At 70.4% G+C, this 17355-nt stretch carries 15 protein-coding genes; 8 read left to right on the top strand and 7 right to left on the bottom strand.

Annotated features, from left to right (window positions below):
- The 6 genes from ABZO29_RS43660 to ABZO29_RS43685 all read right to left on the bottom strand — a co-directional run bounded on the left by ABZO29_RS43660 (position 1) and on the right by ABZO29_RS43685 (position 7777).
- Entirely contained in the window at positions 1-999 is a 999-nt protein-coding gene (locus ABZO29_RS43660) for an alpha-ketoacid dehydrogenase subunit beta (RefSeq protein WP_367325747.1), read from the bottom strand.
- Between the two features lie 2 nt (positions 1000-1001).
- On the bottom strand, positions 1002-2114 hold the full coding sequence (gene pdhA / locus ABZO29_RS43665) for a pyruvate dehydrogenase (acetyl-transferring) E1 component subunit alpha (RefSeq protein ID WP_367325748.1): 1113 nt from the start codon (positions 2112-2114) through the stop codon (positions 1002-1004).
- A complete protein-coding gene (gene acsA / locus ABZO29_RS43670; RefSeq protein WP_367325749.1) occupies positions 2111-3901 on the bottom strand; it encodes an acetate--CoA ligase in 1791 nt (596 codons plus the stop codon). Before acsA ends, pdhA begins: the two co-directional genes overlap by 4 nt.
- Before the next feature lie 172 nt (positions 3902-4073).
- Positions 4074-5102: an alcohol dehydrogenase catalytic domain-containing protein gene (locus tag ABZO29_RS43675; RefSeq protein WP_367325750.1), complete on the bottom strand. Its 1029-nt coding sequence runs from the start codon at positions 5100-5102 to the stop codon at positions 4074-4076.
- 244 nt (positions 5103-5346) lie between these two features.
- Complete coding sequence (locus tag ABZO29_RS43680) at positions 5347-6822, bottom strand: AAA family ATPase (RefSeq protein ID WP_367326404.1); 1476 nt, start codon at positions 6820-6822, stop codon at positions 5347-5349.
- A gap of 79 nt (positions 6823-6901) precedes the next feature.
- Entirely contained in the window at positions 6902-7777 is an 876-nt protein-coding gene (locus ABZO29_RS43685) for a universal stress protein (RefSeq protein WP_367325751.1), read from the bottom strand.
- 256 nt (positions 7778-8033) lie between these two features.
- On the opposite strand from ABZO29_RS43685, the gene ABZO29_RS43690 reads away from it, so the two are divergent.
- The 6 genes from ABZO29_RS43690 to ABZO29_RS43715 all read left to right on the top strand — a co-directional run bounded on the left by ABZO29_RS43690 (position 8034) and on the right by ABZO29_RS43715 (position 12965).
- Positions 8034-8852 carry a universal stress protein gene (locus ABZO29_RS43690; protein WP_367325752.1) on the top strand — a complete coding sequence of 273 codons (819 nt, stop codon included), beginning with the start codon at positions 8034-8036 and terminating at the stop codon, positions 8850-8852.
- 139 nt (positions 8853-8991) lie between these two features.
- The gene (locus tag ABZO29_RS43695) at positions 8992-9609 is read left to right on the top strand and encodes a hypothetical protein (RefSeq protein ID WP_367325753.1); all 618 of its coding nucleotides are present in this window, start codon (positions 8992-8994) and stop codon (positions 9607-9609) included.
- A 40-nt stretch (positions 9610-9649) separates the two neighbouring features.
- A complete protein-coding gene (locus tag ABZO29_RS43700; protein WP_367325754.1) occupies positions 9650-11041 on the top strand; it encodes a nicotinate phosphoribosyltransferase in 1392 nt (463 codons plus the stop codon).
- A gap of 11 nt (positions 11042-11052) precedes the next feature.
- Positions 11053-11364, top strand: a complete 312-nt coding sequence (locus ABZO29_RS43705) for a DUF1876 domain-containing protein (RefSeq protein WP_367325755.1) — start codon at positions 11053-11055, stop codon at positions 11362-11364.
- 3 nt (positions 11365-11367) lie between these two features.
- Positions 11368-11826: an Hsp20/alpha crystallin family protein gene (locus ABZO29_RS43710; protein WP_367325756.1), complete on the top strand. Its 459-nt coding sequence runs from the start codon at positions 11368-11370 to the stop codon at positions 11824-11826.
- 209 nt (positions 11827-12035) lie between these two features.
- Positions 12036-12965, top strand: a complete 930-nt coding sequence (locus tag ABZO29_RS43715) for a pyridoxamine 5'-phosphate oxidase family protein (RefSeq protein ID WP_367325757.1) — start codon at positions 12036-12038, stop codon at positions 12963-12965.
- A gap of 21 nt (positions 12966-12986) precedes the next feature.
- Here the strand turns inward: ABZO29_RS43715 and ABZO29_RS43720 are convergent, their stop codons facing one another.
- Positions 12987-13655 (bottom strand): CBS domain-containing protein, encoded by a 669-nt coding sequence (locus tag ABZO29_RS43720; RefSeq protein ID WP_367325758.1) that lies wholly within the window; start codon positions 13653-13655, stop codon positions 12987-12989.
- 272 nt (positions 13656-13927) lie between these two features.
- Between ABZO29_RS43720 and ABZO29_RS43725 the strand changes: the two genes are divergently transcribed.
- Positions 13928-14803 carry a universal stress protein gene (locus ABZO29_RS43725; RefSeq protein ID WP_367325759.1) on the top strand — a complete coding sequence of 292 codons (876 nt, stop codon included), beginning with the start codon at positions 13928-13930 and terminating at the stop codon, positions 14801-14803.
- A gap of 59 nt (positions 14804-14862) precedes the next feature.
- A complete protein-coding gene (locus tag ABZO29_RS43730) occupies positions 14863-17262 on the top strand; it encodes a glycoside hydrolase family 65 protein (RefSeq protein ID WP_367325760.1) in 2400 nt (799 codons plus the stop codon).
- Positions 17263-17355 lie beyond the last annotated feature (93 nt).

Genomic DNA, 17355 nt, shown 5'->3' on the forward strand with positions numbered 1-17355 from the left:
TCAGCCCACCGCCCGGTGTGCCGCCGCGACGATGTCGGCGGTCTGCGGCAGGGCGGCCTCCTCCAACCGCCGGGCGTACGGGATGGGGACCTCCGCGCTGCACACCCGTTCCACCGGGGCGTCCAGTTCGTAGAAGGACTCCTCGGCGATGCGGGCGGAGATCTCGGCGGCGAGGCTGCCGGTGCGCCAGGCCTCGTCGACGATCACCGCGCGGTGTGTGCGGGCCACGGTGGCGGTGATGGCTTCGTCGTCGAGGGGCCGAAGCGTGCGCAGGTCGACGACCTCGGCATTGATGCCCTCGGTGGACAGTTCGTCCGCCGCCGCGAGCGCCTTGGGCAGTGAGCCGCCGTAGGTGATCAGGGAGATGTCGGTGCCGGGTCGGCGGATCGTGGCGTGATCGATGTCCACTGCCGTGGCGGGCGGGGAGAGTTCGCCGGCGGCGTTGTAGAGGCTTCCGTGCTCGAAGATCAGTACGGGATCGGGTTCGGCGAGTGCCGGGGCGAGCATGTGGCGGGCGTCCTCGATGGTGGCCGGTGCCAGCACGCGGATGCCCGGGATGTGTGCGTACCAGCCTTCCAGGCTGTGGGAGTGCTGGGCGGCGAGCTGCCGTCCCGCGCCCGTGGTCATGCGGATAACCAGCGGGACGGGGAGCTGGCCGCCGGACATGTGCAGCAGGGTGGCGGCGTTGTTGACGATCTGGTCGAGGGCGAGCAGGCTGAAGTTGACCGTCATGATCTCGACGATCGGTCGCATCCCGGCCAGGGCGGCGCCGATGCCCGCACCCACGAACGCGGACTCCGACAGCGGGGTGTCGCGGACCCGCTCCGGCCCGAACTCCTCCAGCAGGCCGAGGCTGACGCCGAAGCATCCTCCGTAGCGGCCCACGTCCTCGCCCATGAGGAAGACGCGGTCGTCGGCGCTCAGCGCCTCCCGCAGTGCCTCACGCATGGCCTCTCGGTAGGTCGTCTTCGCCTTCTCCGGCTGCCCGTCCGCGCTCATGCTCACCTCGCTTCCGCCGGGGCGCTGGTGACATGGAGGAGCAGGTCCTCGACCGGCTCCTCCGGTGCCTGCTCGGCCGTTTCGACGGCGCGGTCGACCTCGTCGGTGACGCGGTGCTCGATTCCGGTGAGTTCCTCGTCGCCCAGCTCATCGTCCTCGCGCATGCGGTCCATGAGCTGGTTGACGGGGTCCCGGGTCTTCCACCGCTCGATCTCCTCCTTGTCGCGGTAGCGGTCCGGGTCGTACATGGAGTGGGCGCGGAAGCGGTAGGTGCGCGCCTCGAGGAAGTGGGGGCCCGCGCCGCCCCGGATGGCCTCGGTGGCCCGGCGGGCGGCGTGCTCCACGGCCTCGACGTCCATGCCGTCGACGGCCCAGGCGACCATGCCGTACGAGGCTGCCCGCATGGCCAGGTCCGTCTGCGCCTCGTGCCGTTCGAGGGCTGTCCCCATGGCGTAGAGGTTGTTCTCGCAGACGAGCAGCAGCGGCAGGTTCCACAGGACGGCAAGGTTCGCCGTCTCGTGGAACTCGCCCTCGGCGAAGGCACCGTCGCCGAAGAAGCAGCAGGTGACGCGGGGCTGGTCGCGCATGCGGTCGGCGAGGGCGAGACCGGCGGCCAGTGGGAGACCGCCGGCGACGATCGCGTTGCCTCCGTAGAAGCGGCGGCTCGCGTCGAACAGGTGCATGGACCCACCGCGTCCCCCGCTGCACCCGGTCGTCCTGCCGAACATCTCGGCCATGACAGCCTCGGCGGGGATGCCGCGGGCGAGTGCGTGGCCGTGCTCACGGTAGGTGGAGACCACCGCGTCCTCGGGGTACAGCGCTTCGTTGACGCCGACGGCGACGGCCTCCTCGCCGATGTAGAGGTGGACGAAGCCTCGGATCTTCGCCGCGCTGTACAACTCGACGCATCGTTCCTCGAAGCGCCGGATACGCAGCATGGCCGCCAGCAGATCCATCCGGTGCACGGCGTCCGGCCCGGCGGCCGGAACCTCTGTCCGCCCGGTCCTCTTGCTCGTCGGGGACTTCTTGCTCGTCGGGGTCTTCTTCGCGGCCGTCTTGGCAGGCTTCGGGGTCCCCGGGGCCTTCCTGGAGCGGGTGTTGCGGGCCAGGCTCATGAGGATCCCTCCAACGTCGACAAGTCGCCGGTGGGCAGACCGAGTTCGCGGGCGCGCAGCAAGCGGCGCATGACCTTGCCGCTGCGGGTCTTGGGCAGGTTCTGGTCGAAGGCGATCTCCCGGGGCGCGACGGCCGGGCCCAGCCGGCGGCGGGCGAAGGCCAGCAGTTCCCGCTCCAGTTCGGGGGTCGCCTCGACGCCGGGGCGCAGTGACACGAACGCCTTGACGACGTTCCCGGCGACGGGGTCCGGCCGGCCGATCACTCCGGCCTCCGCGACGGCCGCGTGTTCCATCAGCGCGCTCTCCACCTCGAACGGGCCGATGAGATGTCCCGCCGACTTGATGACGTCGTCTGCGCGCCCCACGAACCAGTACCAGCCGTCCGCGTCCCGCCTGACCAGGTCGCCGGTCAGATACCAGTCGTCGGCGAACGCGGCCTCGTAGCGCTCCTTGTCGTGCAGGTAGCCGCGGAACATGGACGGCCAGCCGGGCCGCAGCGCCAACTCGCCCTCCACATCAGGGCTGTCCAACTCCGTGACCCTGCCGTCGGTGATCAGTGCCCGGCCGTCCTCGCCCTGCTTCAGTACGGTCGCCTCGACACCCGGCAGCGGGCGGCCCATCGCACCGGGGCGGATCTCGCAGGCCGCGAAGTTCGCGATCATGATGCAGCCGGTCTCGGTCTGCCACCAGTTGTCGTGCACCGGCAGGCCCAGCACCTCCTGACCCCACACCACGGCCTCGGGATTGAGCGGCTCGCCGACCGAGGCGATGAACCGCAGAGCCGACAGGTCGTAGGAGCGCGGCAGATCGTACGGTCCTTCACGGGGTGTGGCGCGCATCAGCATGCGCAGCGCCGTGGGCGCGGTGTACCAGACGCTGACCCGCTGCTCGTCGAGGATCCGGTACCAGCGCCGCGCGTCGTAGTCGCCCTCGTCGACGACGACCGTCACGCCGTGCACGAGCGGGGCGACGATGCCGTACGACATGCCGGTGACCCAGCCGGGGTCGGCGGTGCACCAGTACACGTCCTCGGGGTGCAGATCAAGCGCGTACGCGGCCGTGGCGTAGTGGGCCACGACCGCCTCGTGGACGTGGACAGCGCCCTTGGGGGTGCCGGTGGTTCCGCTGGTGAAGTGCAGCAGTGCCATGTCCTCGGGCGAGGTCGGCGGGATGGTGAACCTGTCCGGGGCGGCGGACATCAGTGCCTCGAAGGACAGCGTGCCGGGAAGCTCCTCGGCGCCGGGCCCGACGATGAGGACGTGTTCAAGGACGGGCAGCGACGTCCGCCGGTCGGCGACCTTGCGCCGGTACAGAGCCGCGGTCGTCACGAGCACGCGGGCGTCGCCAAGGCGCAGGCGCTGTTCCACCGGGTCGGGGCCGAACGCGGAGAAGAGCGGGCACAGCACGCTGGTGTTCTTCAGGGTGCCGAGCACCGCCGTGTAGAGCTCGGGGCAACGACCGAGCAGGGTGAACACCCGGTCCCCGTGGCCGACGCCCAGTGACCGCAGGACGTTCGCGAAGCGGGCCGTACGGTGGGCCAACTCGCCGTACGTGACGGTGGAGAGGACGTTGTCACGGGACAGGCACCGCAGCGCGACCTTGTTCCCGAGGCCCGCACCCACGTGCCGGTCGACTGCCTCGTGCGCGATGTTCAGTCCGCCGCCGGACAATCCGGTCAGCTCGGTGCGCGCCTGCGACCAGGTGAAAACGGACCGAGCCCGGTCGTAGTCGGCGAGATTCGGCGGGACGCCCGGCGCGGTGTCCTTGGAGATTCTCTCCCAGTGCATGGGCGCTCCTCCCGATGCCTGCCTCTCTCCAGAGTCGCCCTGCCTGGGCCGGGCCGCACTGCGGGCAGCGCCGACCGGCCGCGGTCGGGACTCCTGGGGTGCTGGTTCACAGAGGTGCAGATCCTTGATGACACCGCAGGGGCGGGTCGCGGCTGTTCTCGCGCCGGGTGCTCTACTCGCGGCGCAGTACGACCTTGAGGGCGCCGGTCTCGGTGCCGTGGGAGAAGACTTCGTAGGCGTCCTCCATCCGGCTCAGGGCGAGGGTGTGGGTGACGAGCTGGGAGATGTGCAGGCGTCCGGACGTCACCAGGTCGAGCAGCCAGGGTGTGGAGGACGTGTCGACCTGGCCGGTGCTGATCGTCATGTTCTTGCGCCACAGGGCCTCGAGATGCAGGGTGGCCGGCTTGCCGTGCGTGCCGATGTTGGCGATGTGCCCGCCCGTGCGTACCACCCTCGTGCACAGGATGAAGCTCTCCGGATCTCCGGCGGCTTCGATGGCCACGTCCGCGCCGGGATCCTCGGCCAGATCGGCGATCAGCCGCCCGGGCAGCTCGGCGGAGTCGGCCCCCAGGCGAGTGGCGTTTTCGAGCCGGGAAGGGGACCGGTCCACGGCGATGATTCTGCGCGGCGAGTAGATCCGCGCGGTGATGACCGCGGCGAGCCCGACGGGGCCGGCGCCCACCACGACGACGGTGTCCCCCGGGCTCACGTGTCCGTTCCGCACGCCGACCTCGTAGGCGGTGGGGAGGACCTCGGCGAGCAGGACGGCGTCCTCCAGTGTCACGGAGCCGCGCAGCCTTCGGGTGGAGTAGTCCGCGAAGGGCACCTGCACGAACTCGGCCTGTGTCCCGTTGATCAGATTCCCGAGGATCCACCCGCCCCCGCCGTGGCACTGTCCGTACGTGCCGTCACGGCAGAACTCACAGCGCCCGCAGGCCGAGACCGACGACACGATCACCTGATCCCCCCGGGTGATGGAGTGCACCTCGCGGCCCACTTCCACCACCTCGCCGACGGCCTCGTGGCCGAGGACCGTTCCTGGCTTCACCTCGGGGAGGTCGCCGCGCAGGATGTGCAGATCGGTGCCGCAGATGGTCGTCGCGTCGACACGCACGACCACGTCGGTCGGGTCCTCGATCGCCGGATCCGTGACCGTGTCCCAGGAGGTCTGTTCGGGGCCGTGGTAGACGAGTGCTCGCATGGTCACCCACTCCCCGGCCACCTCGGCTGCCTCTCCTCCACCGTCGCCCTCACAGCACGTCCGGGCAACCGGGATTGCCGGACTCCTCCGGACCGTTGGGCAGTGCAGATCAGTGACAGTCCGGGCGTGCACCTCTGCCGGACGGGGTTCCCCGTACAACCACCGTTGAGGGAACGCGCCGAGTCCCGCGGAACCGGGTGGCGCGGGCCGGTGGTCGGCCGCCGCGGCGGGTGTACCGACTCGTCTAGTCCGGCTCCATGTAGGGGCGGCGGAAGACCGGGGCCTGGCTGTCGGCGTGCGGGCGGATGACCGAGAGCGCCTGGACCACCGCGGCCTCCAGGGAGCCGCTCGTGTCGACTTTGACGGCCTCGGACCATGGAGCCTCCGTGGCAGCCATGACGGCGGCCACGTCGGGGCCGGCGTCGGACGCTCCGGGCGCGCGGGTGGCGATGCGGGTCGTGGCCACGTCGCCCGGAACCTGGCAGTGCAGGGCGACGAGGTCGGTGTGGGTGTGTTCGGCCATGCGCTGGGCGGCTTCCCGCTGTCCCGCGTCGTGCCAGGTGGCGTCCAGAACGACGGATTCACCCTGGGCCAGCAGGGCCGATGCTCGGTCGAGCAGAGCGGCATACGTCTTCCTGGTCCATTCGGGGGAGTACAGGCCCTCGCCGTAGGCGGCGGCAGCCGACTGCTCCGCGGGGATGCCCGCCAGTTCCTTGCGGAGGCGGTCGCTGCTGAGCAGGGTGACGCCCAGGCGATCGGCGAGCGCGCCGGAGAGCGTGGACTTGCCGCTGCCCGGGAGGCCGCCGACGAGGGTCAGGCCGACGGCGGAGGCGCGCAGGTGGCGCAGGGTGGTCGTGATCAGTCGGCGCGCCGCCGCCTCCGCGCCGTGCGTGCCCTGGCGTGCCTGGATCAGGGAGACCTTGGCCCGGACGAACGCGCGGTAGGCGACGTAGTGGTGGCGCAGGGAGGGCGGCGCCGGGTCGCCGGAGTACTCGCTGTACTCGGCGAGGAAGAACGTTGCGGCCTCAGGGGCGCCGAGTTGTTCCAGGTCCATGGCGAGGAAGGCGGCGTCGTCGAGGCCGTCGACGTAACGGAGGGTGTCGTCGAATTCCAGGCAGTCCAAAACGCGTGGGCCGTCGTCGAAGCAGAAGATGTCCTCGGCGAGGAGGTCCCCGTGGCCGTCGACCACCCGTCCCTGCTCGATTCGTTTGTCGAAAAGGGGCTCGCGGCCGGCGAGGTAGCGGCGCACCAAGCGCTCGATCTCCTCCACTCCGTCGGGCGCGGTGCCGTCGCTGGACAGGGCACGGACCTGGGCGAAGCTCGCTTCCCAGCGTGAGGAGAGTGCGTCGCGCGTCCCCTGCTCGCTCACCTCCCCGCCGCGAGGTGCGCTCGCGTGGTGGGTGGCGAGGAGCCGGGCGACGGCGCGAAGGGCGTCGTCCGTGGCCGCGCCTTCCCGTACGAGTCGGGAGAGGCGGCGTTCGGTGGGCATGCGGCGCATCACCACGACGGGCTCGGGTGCGTCCGTGTCCGGGCTCCGGAACTCGCCGATGCCGAGGTAGACGTCAGGGGCGAAGCGGCGGTTGAGGACGACTTCCCGCTCGCAGGCGGCCCGCCGGGCGGTCACCGTGGTGTAGTCCAAGAACGTCAGGTCGACCGGCTTCTTCACCTTGTAGGCCCGGTCCCCGACGAAGAGCACCACCGCGGTGTGGGTCTCGCGCACCTCCGCCCGCGCGAGGGACGGCGTCCCGGGGGCGTCGGCTCGCCGCACCGACGCCGTCGGTTCCTCGTGGCGGCGCGGCTCAGTCATGGGGGACGACGGCGACGGGGCAGCGGGCGTGGTGGGCGGCTGCCTGGGCCACGGGACCCAGGCGTGGCGCCAGCGGTGGGTGGTGCTTTCGCCGGCCGACGATCAGCAGCGCGGCGCCCTCGGCGGCTGCCACGACTGCCCTGGCGGTGCTGTCGAGGCGGATGGTGTCGGCCACGACCACACCCGGGAACTTCTCGCGCCAGGGGCGGAGGGCTTGGCTCAGGCCCTTCTGTGCCTCCTGCCGTTCCTTCTGCGCCATGGCGTGGTCGACGCCCCAGGGAGCGTACGCGTGGATCGGCAGGCTGCGGCCATGGACCGCGCGCACGGGTACGCCCCGCGCGGCCGCGGTGGTGAAGGCGAATTCGAGTAGCTCGTCGCACGGGCCGTGCAGTTTCAGTGCCACAACCACGTCGCCCGGTGCACCTGATTCGGGCATGTGGCCCGCTTCCCGCCGGTCGGCGCGGACCAGGACCACGGGCCGCTCGGCGCGTGCCACGACGGCCATGCTGATGTCGCCGAGGAAGAAGCTCTCCACGGGAGTCAGGCCCCGAGAGCCGAGCACGAGCATCTCGGACTCCGACGCGGCTTGGAGCAGTGCGTTCTGGGCGTCGTCGGCGACCAGGCTGCCGACAACGGTGAGGCCGGCATGGCGTGCCTGAAGTTCCGCCTGGGCGTTGTGCATGAGCCGCTTCGCCCAGTAGTTCTGGTCGACTTCCGAGGGGATACGGGTCGGTTCCGGCGCGAGCAGGGGCCACGCGTGCAGCAGGCGCAGGGTGAGATTGCGTCGCTCGGCTTCGTCGGCGGCCCAGCGAGCGGCTGCGAGACTCTCGGGTGAGCCGTCGAGACCGACGGTGAGGGCTCGTTCCATGGCGACTGCCTCCATCTCGTACGAAGCTGGAAGGACGGTGGGCGTGTCCACTGTCCGGATTGCTCGCCCCGTGCGTCGGTGGCCGTGCCGGCCGGCTGCGGGGTGTGCTCGATGCAACGCACGAGTGTCTGCGCCTGCCGACGGAACACGGCGCTTCTACATTGAGGACTACCCCAGATCTCCTCGCGGCGCATGTGGTCCCTGGCGAGGTGGCCGTCGCATGGGCCGGAAGTCCGGAACAAGGGAGGTGGGAGCGGTGGCGGTTCCCCTGGTGGTCGGCATCGACGGGTCCGAGGCGAGCCTTGAGGCGGTGGACTGGGCCGCGGACGAGGCGCTGCGGCACGAGGTACCGCTCCATCTCGTGCACGCGGCCGCACCAGGCCACGAGGCGCCCGGCCTGGTCTCCGATGCCTCGGAGCGAGCCAGGAAGAGTGTCCCGGCGGTGCGGCTGTCGAGTGAGGTGCTGCATGAGGACGCCGCTTCCGCTCTGATCGGCAAAGGGCGCAACGCCTTCGCGCTGGTGCTGGGGTCGAGAGGTCTCGGAGACCTGGCTGGACTGCTCCTGGGCTCGGTCAGCCTGGCCGTGGCCGCCCATGCCGACTGCCCGGTCGTCGTCGTGCGTGGCGGGGTGGAGCACCGTGCCGACCGGTTTGGGAGCGTCGTCGTCGGAGTCGAGGACGGGGAGGGCAGCGGTACGGCCGTGCAGTTCGCGTTTCGCGAGGCCCATGTGCGGCACTGTCGGCTCGTTGCTGTGCACGCCTGGAGCATCCCGGTCGGGACCCCGGGGCCTCCGGGCCTGTCCGGATACGCCCTCCAGGCCATGCGACGCCCGCCGGCACAAGTGCTCGCCGACGCGCTGCGCGGCCCTGCGGAGCGGTATCAGGACGTGCGGGTGACCAGCGAGGTGATCGAGGGCCCGGTGCGACGGGCGCTCTTGGAGGCCGCGTCCGGTGCTGATCTGCTCGTCGTCGGGGCCCGCAGGCGCCACGGGTACGTGGGTCTGCAGCTGGGCCTGGTCAACCACGCGGTGTTGCACCACGCGCCGTGTCCGGTCGCGGTCGTTCCGCAGATCTGACCGATGACGAGCCGGTGGGTCGAGCGGCCGGTCGGCAGGGACCTTCGGCCCCGTGATCGGGCTCCGCCGGCGTTGGAGGGTGGTGAGGGAAGCAGACGTGGCGGGGGGACGCGCCAGCGACACAGCTGGAGGCCAGACCATGAGCGCACAGGATCCGCCGCACGCACCCGGTCCTCACCGGCCGCATCAGGAGCAGCGCCTGTCCAAGGGCGCGAACCCACTGAGGCGTACGTCCGATCGGGTCGAGACCTGGTGCTCCGGTCTTCTGCTGGCGGTGCTTGTCCTCGGACTGCCCGCGGCTTCGGTGAGCGCGGGGTTGGCAGTCCACGAGTCGACGATGCGCACCGTTGAGGCCCAGTCCGCGGAGCGGTTCCAGGTCACCGCCCGGGTGACCTCGGCCCCGGAAGCAGCAACGGGCAGTGACGCAGACGAGAAACAGAACGTACAGGTCAGGTGGATCGGTGCGGACGGTCGGCAGGAGACGGGAACCGCCCGCGTACCGCTGGACAAGACCGCGGGCTCGACCGTGCGGATCTGGGTGGACCGGGACGGAACCGTTCAGGACCCGCCGATGTCCGCGAGTAACGCGATTGCCAGCGGCTGGCTGATGGGATGCATGACGGCGGCAGGTGTGTACGCCGGTTTCGTCGCCGCGCGCAAAGGCGTGCGCCGGGCGCTGGACCGCGGAAGGTACAGGCAGTGGGACGAGGAATGGGACCGGGTGGAGCCCCTCTGGTCCGCGCGGTTCCACAGGTGACAGGCCGGAGTCTTGGGACGTCGTCCAGGAGGTGGCGCTGATGTCCGATGCGACGACCACTGACCTGTACGAGGTCACGATGGCGATGTCGTACCTGCGGGAGGGGATGACCTGTCCGGCGACGTTCAGCCTGTTCGTCCGTGACATGCCACCTGACCGGGGCTTTCTTGTGGCCGCTGGTTTGGAGTCGTCGCTGGACTTCTTGTCCGGCTTCCGGGTCGACGCCGAGGACGTCGATGCCTTCGCCTCGGCGCTGCATCGGTCGGCGCGTGATCTGGAGCCGTTGCTGGGCGTTGAGTTCACCGGCCAGGTGCGGGCTGTGCCGGAGGGCCGGATCGTCCTCGCGGGAGAGCCGCTGCTGGAGGTGACCGCTCCGCTCCCGCAGGCCCAACTGGTCGAGACGTACGTACTCAACCAGGTCAGCCACCAGACAACGATCGCCTCGAAGGCCGCACGGTGTGTCCTGGCCGCGGCGGGACACCCGGTCGTGGACTTCTCCCTGCGCCGCACCCACGGCCCTCAAGCCGGCTTTCAGGCTGCCCGGTTGAGCGCGATGGTCGGATTCGCGGGAACGAGCAATGTCGCTGCGGCCAACGCCGAAGGGCTGCCTGCCGTAGGCACGATGGCCCACTCGTACATCGAGGCGTTCGGAACGGAGGAGGCGGCCTTCCGGGCCTTCGCCCGGTCCCACGCCGGCCCGGTGACGCTCCTGGTGGACACGTACGACACCGAGGAGGGTGTCCGTGTCGCGGCCCGCGTGCTGCGGGACCTGGACCGGGGGCCCGGCTCGGCCGTACGGCTGGACAGCGGAGACCTGGGGGCCTTGGCGCTGAGGGCGCGCGACCTCCTCGACGCGGCGGGCCTGCCGGACGTACGGATCATCGCCAGCGGCGGTCTCGACGAGTACGGCGTGGACGAACTGGTTCGCTCCGCAGCGCCGATCGACGTCTACGCGGTCGGTACGCGTGTCGGGGTGTCGGCCGACGCCCCGTTCCTCGACTCCGCCTACAAGATGGTCGAGTACGACGGGCGGCCGGTGATGAAGCTCTCCTCGGCCAAGGTGACCGCCCCCGGGCAGAAGCAGGTGTTTCGTCGTCCCGGCTACGCGGACGTGATCGGGCTCCGTGAGGAGCAGCCGCCGGAGGAGGGCGTACCGATGCTCGAGACGGTGATGCGGAACGGGAGGCGTACCGTCGAGCGCCCCGCCTTGGACGAAAGCGGGGAGAGGTTCGCCGTCGATCTTGCCGCGCTGCCGCCCGCGGCGCGCCGCATCCAGACCCCCCTCGCGCCACGGGCAAGGACCTCGGAACAGCTGACCGCCCTTGCCGACCAGGTCCGGCGCCGTATCGAAGTCGACCACCTGGCCTCATACGCCGACCTGCGCCACCACGAGCGGAGCGCAACTGGATCACGCCGCTCCGCACCGAGATGAGGAGGACAGTGATGCCGCATACCGTGGAATGGAAGGTCCGCCTCTACCTCTTCGAGGAGGAGGGAACGACGAAGGCGCGTGCGGTGCTGGACACCGGGACCACGGAGCTCACCGGGCACGGGGACGCGCACCGGAACCCCGTGGACATGGACGTGCCGGAGATCGGTGACGAGCTGGCTGCGGGCAGGGCCTTGCACGACCTCGGCCGGCAGCTGGTGGACGTTGCCGTGCGTGACATCGAGGGCATGGGCGCGGACGCGGCCGGGCGGAGGGCTCGCCCGGAGACCGGCTGGCCGTCGCCGGATCAGATGCAAGGAGGATGACCGATGACGCAGCCTGTCCGTCGTGGCCGGGGTTCTCTTCCGGTATGGGACCCCTTCCGCGAACTTGAGGACCTGCACACTCGTATGGACCGGCTCATGCAGTCCGCCTTTCCTGGCGGCGCCGAACTCGGCACCGCCGGGGCATGGGCGCCGCTGGCCGACATCGAGGACACCGAGGACGCGTATCTGGTGGAGCTGGAGCTTCCCGGTGTGGACAAGGACGACATCACCGTGGAGGTCACCGCCTCCGAGATCGATGTCCACGGCGAGATCAAGGAGAAGGAACGCACCGGCGTGGTCCGGCGGCGCACCCGCCATGTCGGGGAGTTCGACTACCGCACGAGTCTGCCGCCGAACTCGGACACCGAACACATCAGCGCCGAGCTGACCAACGGGGTTCTCACCGTCCGTGTCCCGAAAGCCGAGAAGGCCAAAGCACATCGCATCGAGATCACCGGCTGAGTCGGGGGCGGGACCAGGCGGAGGCGCTGCGACCGCACGGTGGTGCATGCCGCCTCCCCGTCCAGGCGGAGAGAGCCAGTCGCGGGGCATGAGTCCGGCCCCGGACCGGCCCTCCGGCTACCCGGATGACAGGGGTCTCACCCCGTGCGGCGGCACGCCGCGCATGGGACGTTGGATCAGGGCGGCCAAGCGAGGAAACGGCGGCGATCATGCGAGCTCAACTCGGCGACCAAATCGTGGTCAAGAGCCCTGCCACCGGCACCACCAGGCGCGACGGCGAGATTGTGGGACTTCACCACGAGGATGGGACGCCTCCCTACGATGTGCGCTGGTCGGACACGGATGAAGTGACCCTCGTCTTTCCCGGCCCCGACGCACACATCCGTCACATCGAGCACAGTCCCGGCGATGCACATGAGTCCTCCCTGCCACGCACGGTCCAGGCAGGCGGGCAGAGAAATGCCGAGCCCCGAGGAACCCCGCCGGGCAGGACGTCCAATCCCGGTGACATCGGCCGCCGCATCGCCACCGAGCGCACACGCCAGGGACTGACCAGGGAAGAGACGGCCCGTCGCGCCAGAATGGCGCCGGAATACCTGGCATACCTCGAGGAACAGCCGGCCGACCCGACTGCGGCGGCCCTTATCCGCCTGGCCGACGCGCTGGGCACCACCACCGTCGCTCTACGCGGCGCCGGCATCGATCTGCCACCCGGCCAAGGACGTGCGCTCGCGCATCCTCAGTTCCTCGGCCTCGCCCCTGAGGAATGCCGGGTCCTGCTTTCGACTCACGGTGTGGGGCGGATTGCGGTGTCGACACCGCACGGTCCGGCGGTGGTTCCGGTGAACTACGAGGTCATCGAGGATGCGATCGCGTTCCGGACCGCGCCGGACTCGCTCCCGGCGGGGGCCGTGGGATCGGAGGTGGCCTTCGAGGTCGACCATGTGGACGAGGCCATGAGCCAGGGCTGGAGCGTGCTCGTCGTCGGACCTGCGCGCGTGGTCACCGACCCCGACGCCGTGCGGAGGCTGGTCGACGGCGCCCACACCACGCCGTGGCCCGGTGGTGAACGCGAGATGTGGGTGTCGATCGAACCCACGCGCATTACGGGGCGCCGGATCACGGCCGCCGAGCAGTGAGGGAGGAGCGCCGGCCGGTCCTCACCTTCCGCGTGCGTCCCCGGTGGACTCGCCGGTGAGATGTGGTTCGACGTCCACAACGCCCTCAATGGCGCGTACGAGGCGCACGGCGACGGAAATGAGCGAGGTGTCGCGGATGTGCCCGCGCAGGGTGACGACTCCCTCGCGCACGTTCACATGGATGGCGTGGCTGAAGGCCGGGAAGAGGTAGGCCACCACGGTACGGCGGACCTCCTCCTCGATCTCCTCGTCCGAGCGCAGGAAGACCTTCAGCAGATCGGCGCGGCTGACGATGCCCTGGAGCATGTCCAGGTCGTCGACCACGGGCAGTCGCTTGACGCGCCTGACGGCCATGATCCTGGCCGCTTGGGCCAAGGTGGCGTCAGGGTGGACCGTGATCGCGGGGGTGCTCATGAGCTCCTCCGCCGTCACGGCCCCCGCCTTGGCGAGGTCGGACAGGCGGCGGCGTTGCTCGAAGCGGCTCGGGTCGCTGTCGCGGAACTCCTCCTTGGGCAGCAGGTCGGCTTCGGAGACGACGCCGATGACGCGTCCTTCTCCCTCCAGCACCGGCATGGCACTGACCTTCCACTGCTCCAGGGTCTGCACGATCTCCTTGAAGGGTGCGTCGCGTCCGACGGCCACGACCGTCCGCGTCATCACGTCGCTCACGATGTGCGGGGTCTCAGGCACTTCGGACCTCCTCTCCAGCCCCGGGTTCTTCCCGCACAGCTCACGGACCGCAGCCGCATCGAACTCGTGGAGGGCGGGCCCGTATCCGGTCACGGGCGTCCCACCGCGCCGGCCCGGCCGTATGACTCCACGATCGTCGCAATTCAGCACGGTGCAACCCGGGCCGTGATCTCCGTCCGGGAGTCCGTCCATGTGTCGCGATGGATCAGGGGCGGTGCGACGGTATTCACAGGGGGTTCTTGCGGTGGCCGGGCAGGAAGGCGGTAGGGACCATGGAGCTCCCGCTGGTCGTGGGTGTCGATGGATCGGATTCCAGCCTGCGGGCCGTGGACTGGGCGGTGGACGAGGCGGCACGCCAGGGGCTGCCGTTGCGGCTCGTCCACGCCTCCCTGTGGGAGCGGTACGAGGGACGCCGCCCGTCCTTCAGCACCGATCGTCCCGCCGAGGAGGTCATGGCGGAGCACATCGCCGCGTCCTGCGCGGAACGCGCCCGGCTGCGCAACCCAGAGGTGAAGGTGTCGAGCGAGGTGCTGCCCGACGACGCCGTGTCCGTGCTGCTGCACGCGGCACATGAATCCTCGGCCCTGGTCACGGGCTCTCGCGGCCGCGGCGAGCTTGCCGGGTTGCTGCTGGGCTCGGTCGGCCTCACGGTGGCGGCCCGCGCAGTGTGCCCGGTCATCGTGGTCCGTGGCGGGGAGCGCAACCGGCAGGGCTCCTTCGGCCGGGTGGTGGTAGGCGTCGGCGACTCGACCGAAGCCTCGGCCGCCCTGCGGTTCGCCTTCCGCGAGGCCGAGGCGCGCGGCTGCGCCCTGCACGCCGTACGGGCCTGGCGCCGCCCCGCCCATGAGCACGTGGACAGCCCCCTGATCGTGGACGAATCAGCCTTTGCTCAGGAGGAACGGGCTTCCGCCCTCCTCACCGACGCGCTGCGTGACGCCGTACGCGATCACCCAGAGGTGGATGTACTGCGCCAAGCCTTTGAAGGCCCCGCCCACAAGGTCCTTCTGGCCGTGTCGGCCGACGCCGACCTGGTGGTCGTGGGTGCGGTGAGGCGACACGGTCACTTCGGTCTGCAGCTCGGCAGGGTCGCCCACGCGCTGCTGCACCACGCCGAGTGCCCGGTGGCAGTCGTCCCGCAGCGGGCCTGAACACGGCGCGCGTCGCACGCTCGTGCACATGTCGTGAGGGGAGAAGGCGAGGGCGACGGATGTCGGAGTGGACCTGGGAGTACGAGGGGTACGACCCCGCTGCCGAGCGGTTGCGCGAATCGTTGTGCACGCTCGGCAACGGCTACTTCGCCACCCGCGGCGCGGTGCCCGAGAGCAGGGCGGGCCTGGTGCACTACCCGGCCACCTACGCGGCCGGGGTCTACAACCGGCTGGAATCGACGGTGGCGGGACGCCGGGTGGTGAACGAGGACCTGGTGAATCTCCCGAACTGGCTGCTTCTGCGGTTCCGGTTGCGCCACGCCGACGGCTCCGCGGGCCGGTGGTTCTCTCCCGACGAGCGGCATCCGGTCGACCACCGGCACACGTTGGACCTGCGTCGTGCCACGCTGACGCGCACGTTCCGGTTCCGGGACGAGCGGGCGGGTGTGCTGGGCGTGGAGCAGGTCCGCCTGGTGCACATGGGGGAGCCTCACCTGGCCGCGCTGCGAACGGTCTTCACGTCCGAGGAGTGGTCGGGAGAGGTCGAGGTCGAGTCCGTCGTCGACGGCGACGTGACCAACCGCAACGTCCACCGCTACCGATCCCTGAACCGGAACCACCTGACCCGGATACGGACGGGGGTGGCGGGCACCGACACGACGTGGCTGCGTTGCCGGACCAGTAGCTCCGACATCGGTGTCAGCATGGCGGTGCGTGCGGTGGTCATGGGGCAGTTGCCCGTGTCGTCCGAGCCCCGCCCGTCCCGCCATCGTGCCGTGCATCGCCTGGTGGTCCCGATTGGCCCTGGCCGGCCCGCCGTGATCGAGAAGACCGTTGCCCTGCACACCTCACGTGACCGGGCCATCAGTGACCCGTTCGGGGCGGTGCTCGACCGGGTGACCACAGCCGGGGACTTCTCGGCGCTCCTGGATTCCCACGCGGTGGCGTGGGAGCGGTTGTGGCGGCGGGCGGACGTCCAGGTGCCCGGGGAGGCGGGTCGTGTCCTGCGCCTGCATCTGTTCCATGTGCTGCAGACGCTGTCGCCGCACACCGCGGATCTGGACGTGGGGGTGCCTGCCCGCGGGTTGCACGGCGAGGCATACCGGGGCCATGTCTTCTGGGACGAACTGTTCGTCCTTCCATACCTGAACCTGCACCTCCCGGAGGTCTCGAGGGCACTGCTGAACTACCGCCACCGGCGCCTGCCCCAGGCATGCCGCGCGGCCCACGTGGCGGGTCGCGCCGGCGCGATGTACCCGTGGCAGAGCGGCAGCGACGGACGGGAGGAGACCCAGCAGCTGCATCTCAACCCCCGTTCGGGCCGCTGGCTGCCGGACAACTCCCGGCTCCAGCACCACGTCGGCTCCGCCATCGCCTACAACGTATGGCAGTACTGCGAAGCGACCGGAGACACGGAGTACCTGCACACCAAGGGCGCGGAGATGCTGCTGCAGATCGCCCGCTTCTGGGCCGACAGCGCGGAGTTCGCACCCGAGTACGGCCGCTACCGCATCCGCGGAGTGGTCGGCCCCGACGAATACCACGACAGCTACCCGGACGCCGCCCGGCCGGGCCTGGACGACAACGCGTACACCAATGTCACCGCCGCCTGGGTCCTCAGCCGCGCCCTCGACCTCATACGGCGCCTGCCCGCATGGCGTCGGCAGGAACTCTTCGAGCGCATCCAGCTGGACAGCGGCGAACTCCCGCATTGGGAGGATGTCTCCCGGCGGTTGCGGGTGCCGTTCCACCAGGGTGTCATCAGCCAGTTCGACGGCTACGGCGATCTCGCCGAACTGGACTGGCACTCGTACCGAGCGCGTTACGACAGCATCCGGCGGCTGGACCGGATCCTGGAGGCGGAAGGCGACACCGTCAACCGTTACCAAGCCTCCAAGCAGGCCGACGTGCTGATGCTCGGTTACCTCTTCTCGGCCGCCGAGCTGGGGGACCTGTTCCACCGCCTCGGATACGACGTGGGCGACGAGGTCTGGCGCAGGACCGTCGACTACTACCTGAAGCGCACCAGCCACGGCTCCACCCTCAGCGGACTCGTTCACGCCTGGGTCCTCGCCCGGGTCAGACAGGTCGAGGCGTGGACGTACTGTCGGGAAGCCCTGGAACAGGACGTCGCCGACCTCCAGGGCGGCACGACCGGGGAAGGCATCCATCTCGGCGCCATGGCCGGGACCCTGGACCTGGTGCAGCGCGGGCTGACCGGGCTGGAGACCCGCGAGGACGCCCTCCGGCTGGACCCGGTGCCGCTTCCGGCGCTGTCGGAGTACGGGTTCTCACTGCGCTACCGCGGCCACTGGGGCGTCAGCGTCCGGCTGCGCAGCGGCCAGTTGGGGATCGGTGTGCCCGACTCGGAGGAGTCACCGATCCGAGTGGTCCTGCCTGACCGGGCCGTCACCGTCGCACCGGGGGAGACCTGCACGCTCCTGCTGCCGGAGGGGTGAGGGACGCGCCACACCAGTCGGACGTGGCGGTCTTGTGCGGCTGCGGGCCGGGAGGCCGCCCTGACCGTCTTTGCCGAATCCCGGGAGCGCGGC

This window comes from Streptomyces sp. HUAS ZL42, assembly GCF_040782645.1.
Taxonomy (GTDB): domain Bacteria; phylum Actinomycetota; class Actinomycetes; order Streptomycetales; family Streptomycetaceae; genus Streptomyces.

Excerpts from the sequence above, each read along its gene's own strand:
- ABZO29_RS43660 (WP_367325747.1), bottom strand. The coding sequence starts at position 999 with ATGAGCGCGGACGGGCAGCCGGAGAAGGCGAAGACGACCTACCGAGAG.
- pdhA (WP_367325748.1), bottom strand. The coding sequence starts at position 2,114 with ATGAGCCTGGCCCGCAACACCCGCTCCAGGAAGGCCCCGGGGACCCCG.
- acsA (WP_367325749.1), bottom strand. The coding sequence starts at position 3,901 with ATGCACTGGGAGAGAATCTCCAAGGACACCGCGCCGGGCGTCCCGCCG.
- ABZO29_RS43675 (WP_367325750.1), bottom strand. The coding sequence starts at position 5,102 with ATGCGAGCACTCGTCTACCACGGCCCCGAACAGACCTCCTGGGACACG.
- ABZO29_RS43685 (WP_367325751.1), bottom strand. The coding sequence starts at position 7,777 with ATGGAACGAGCCCTCACCGTCGGTCTCGACGGCTCACCCGAGAGTCTC.
- ABZO29_RS43695 (WP_367325753.1), top strand. The coding sequence starts at position 8,992 with ATGAGCGCACAGGATCCGCCGCACGCACCCGGTCCTCACCGGCCGCAT.
- ABZO29_RS43700 (WP_367325754.1), top strand. The coding sequence starts at position 9,650 with ATGTCCGATGCGACGACCACTGACCTGTACGAGGTCACGATGGCGATG.
- ABZO29_RS43705 (WP_367325755.1), top strand. The coding sequence starts at position 11,053 with ATGCCGCATACCGTGGAATGGAAGGTCCGCCTCTACCTCTTCGAGGAG.
- ABZO29_RS43710 (WP_367325756.1), top strand. The coding sequence starts at position 11,368 with ATGACGCAGCCTGTCCGTCGTGGCCGGGGTTCTCTTCCGGTATGGGAC.
- ABZO29_RS43715 (WP_367325757.1), top strand. The coding sequence starts at position 12,036 with ATGCGAGCTCAACTCGGCGACCAAATCGTGGTCAAGAGCCCTGCCACC.
- ABZO29_RS43725 (WP_367325759.1), top strand. The coding sequence starts at position 13,928 with ATGGAGCTCCCGCTGGTCGTGGGTGTCGATGGATCGGATTCCAGCCTG.
- ABZO29_RS43730 (WP_367325760.1), top strand. The coding sequence starts at position 14,863 with ATGTCGGAGTGGACCTGGGAGTACGAGGGGTACGACCCCGCTGCCGAG.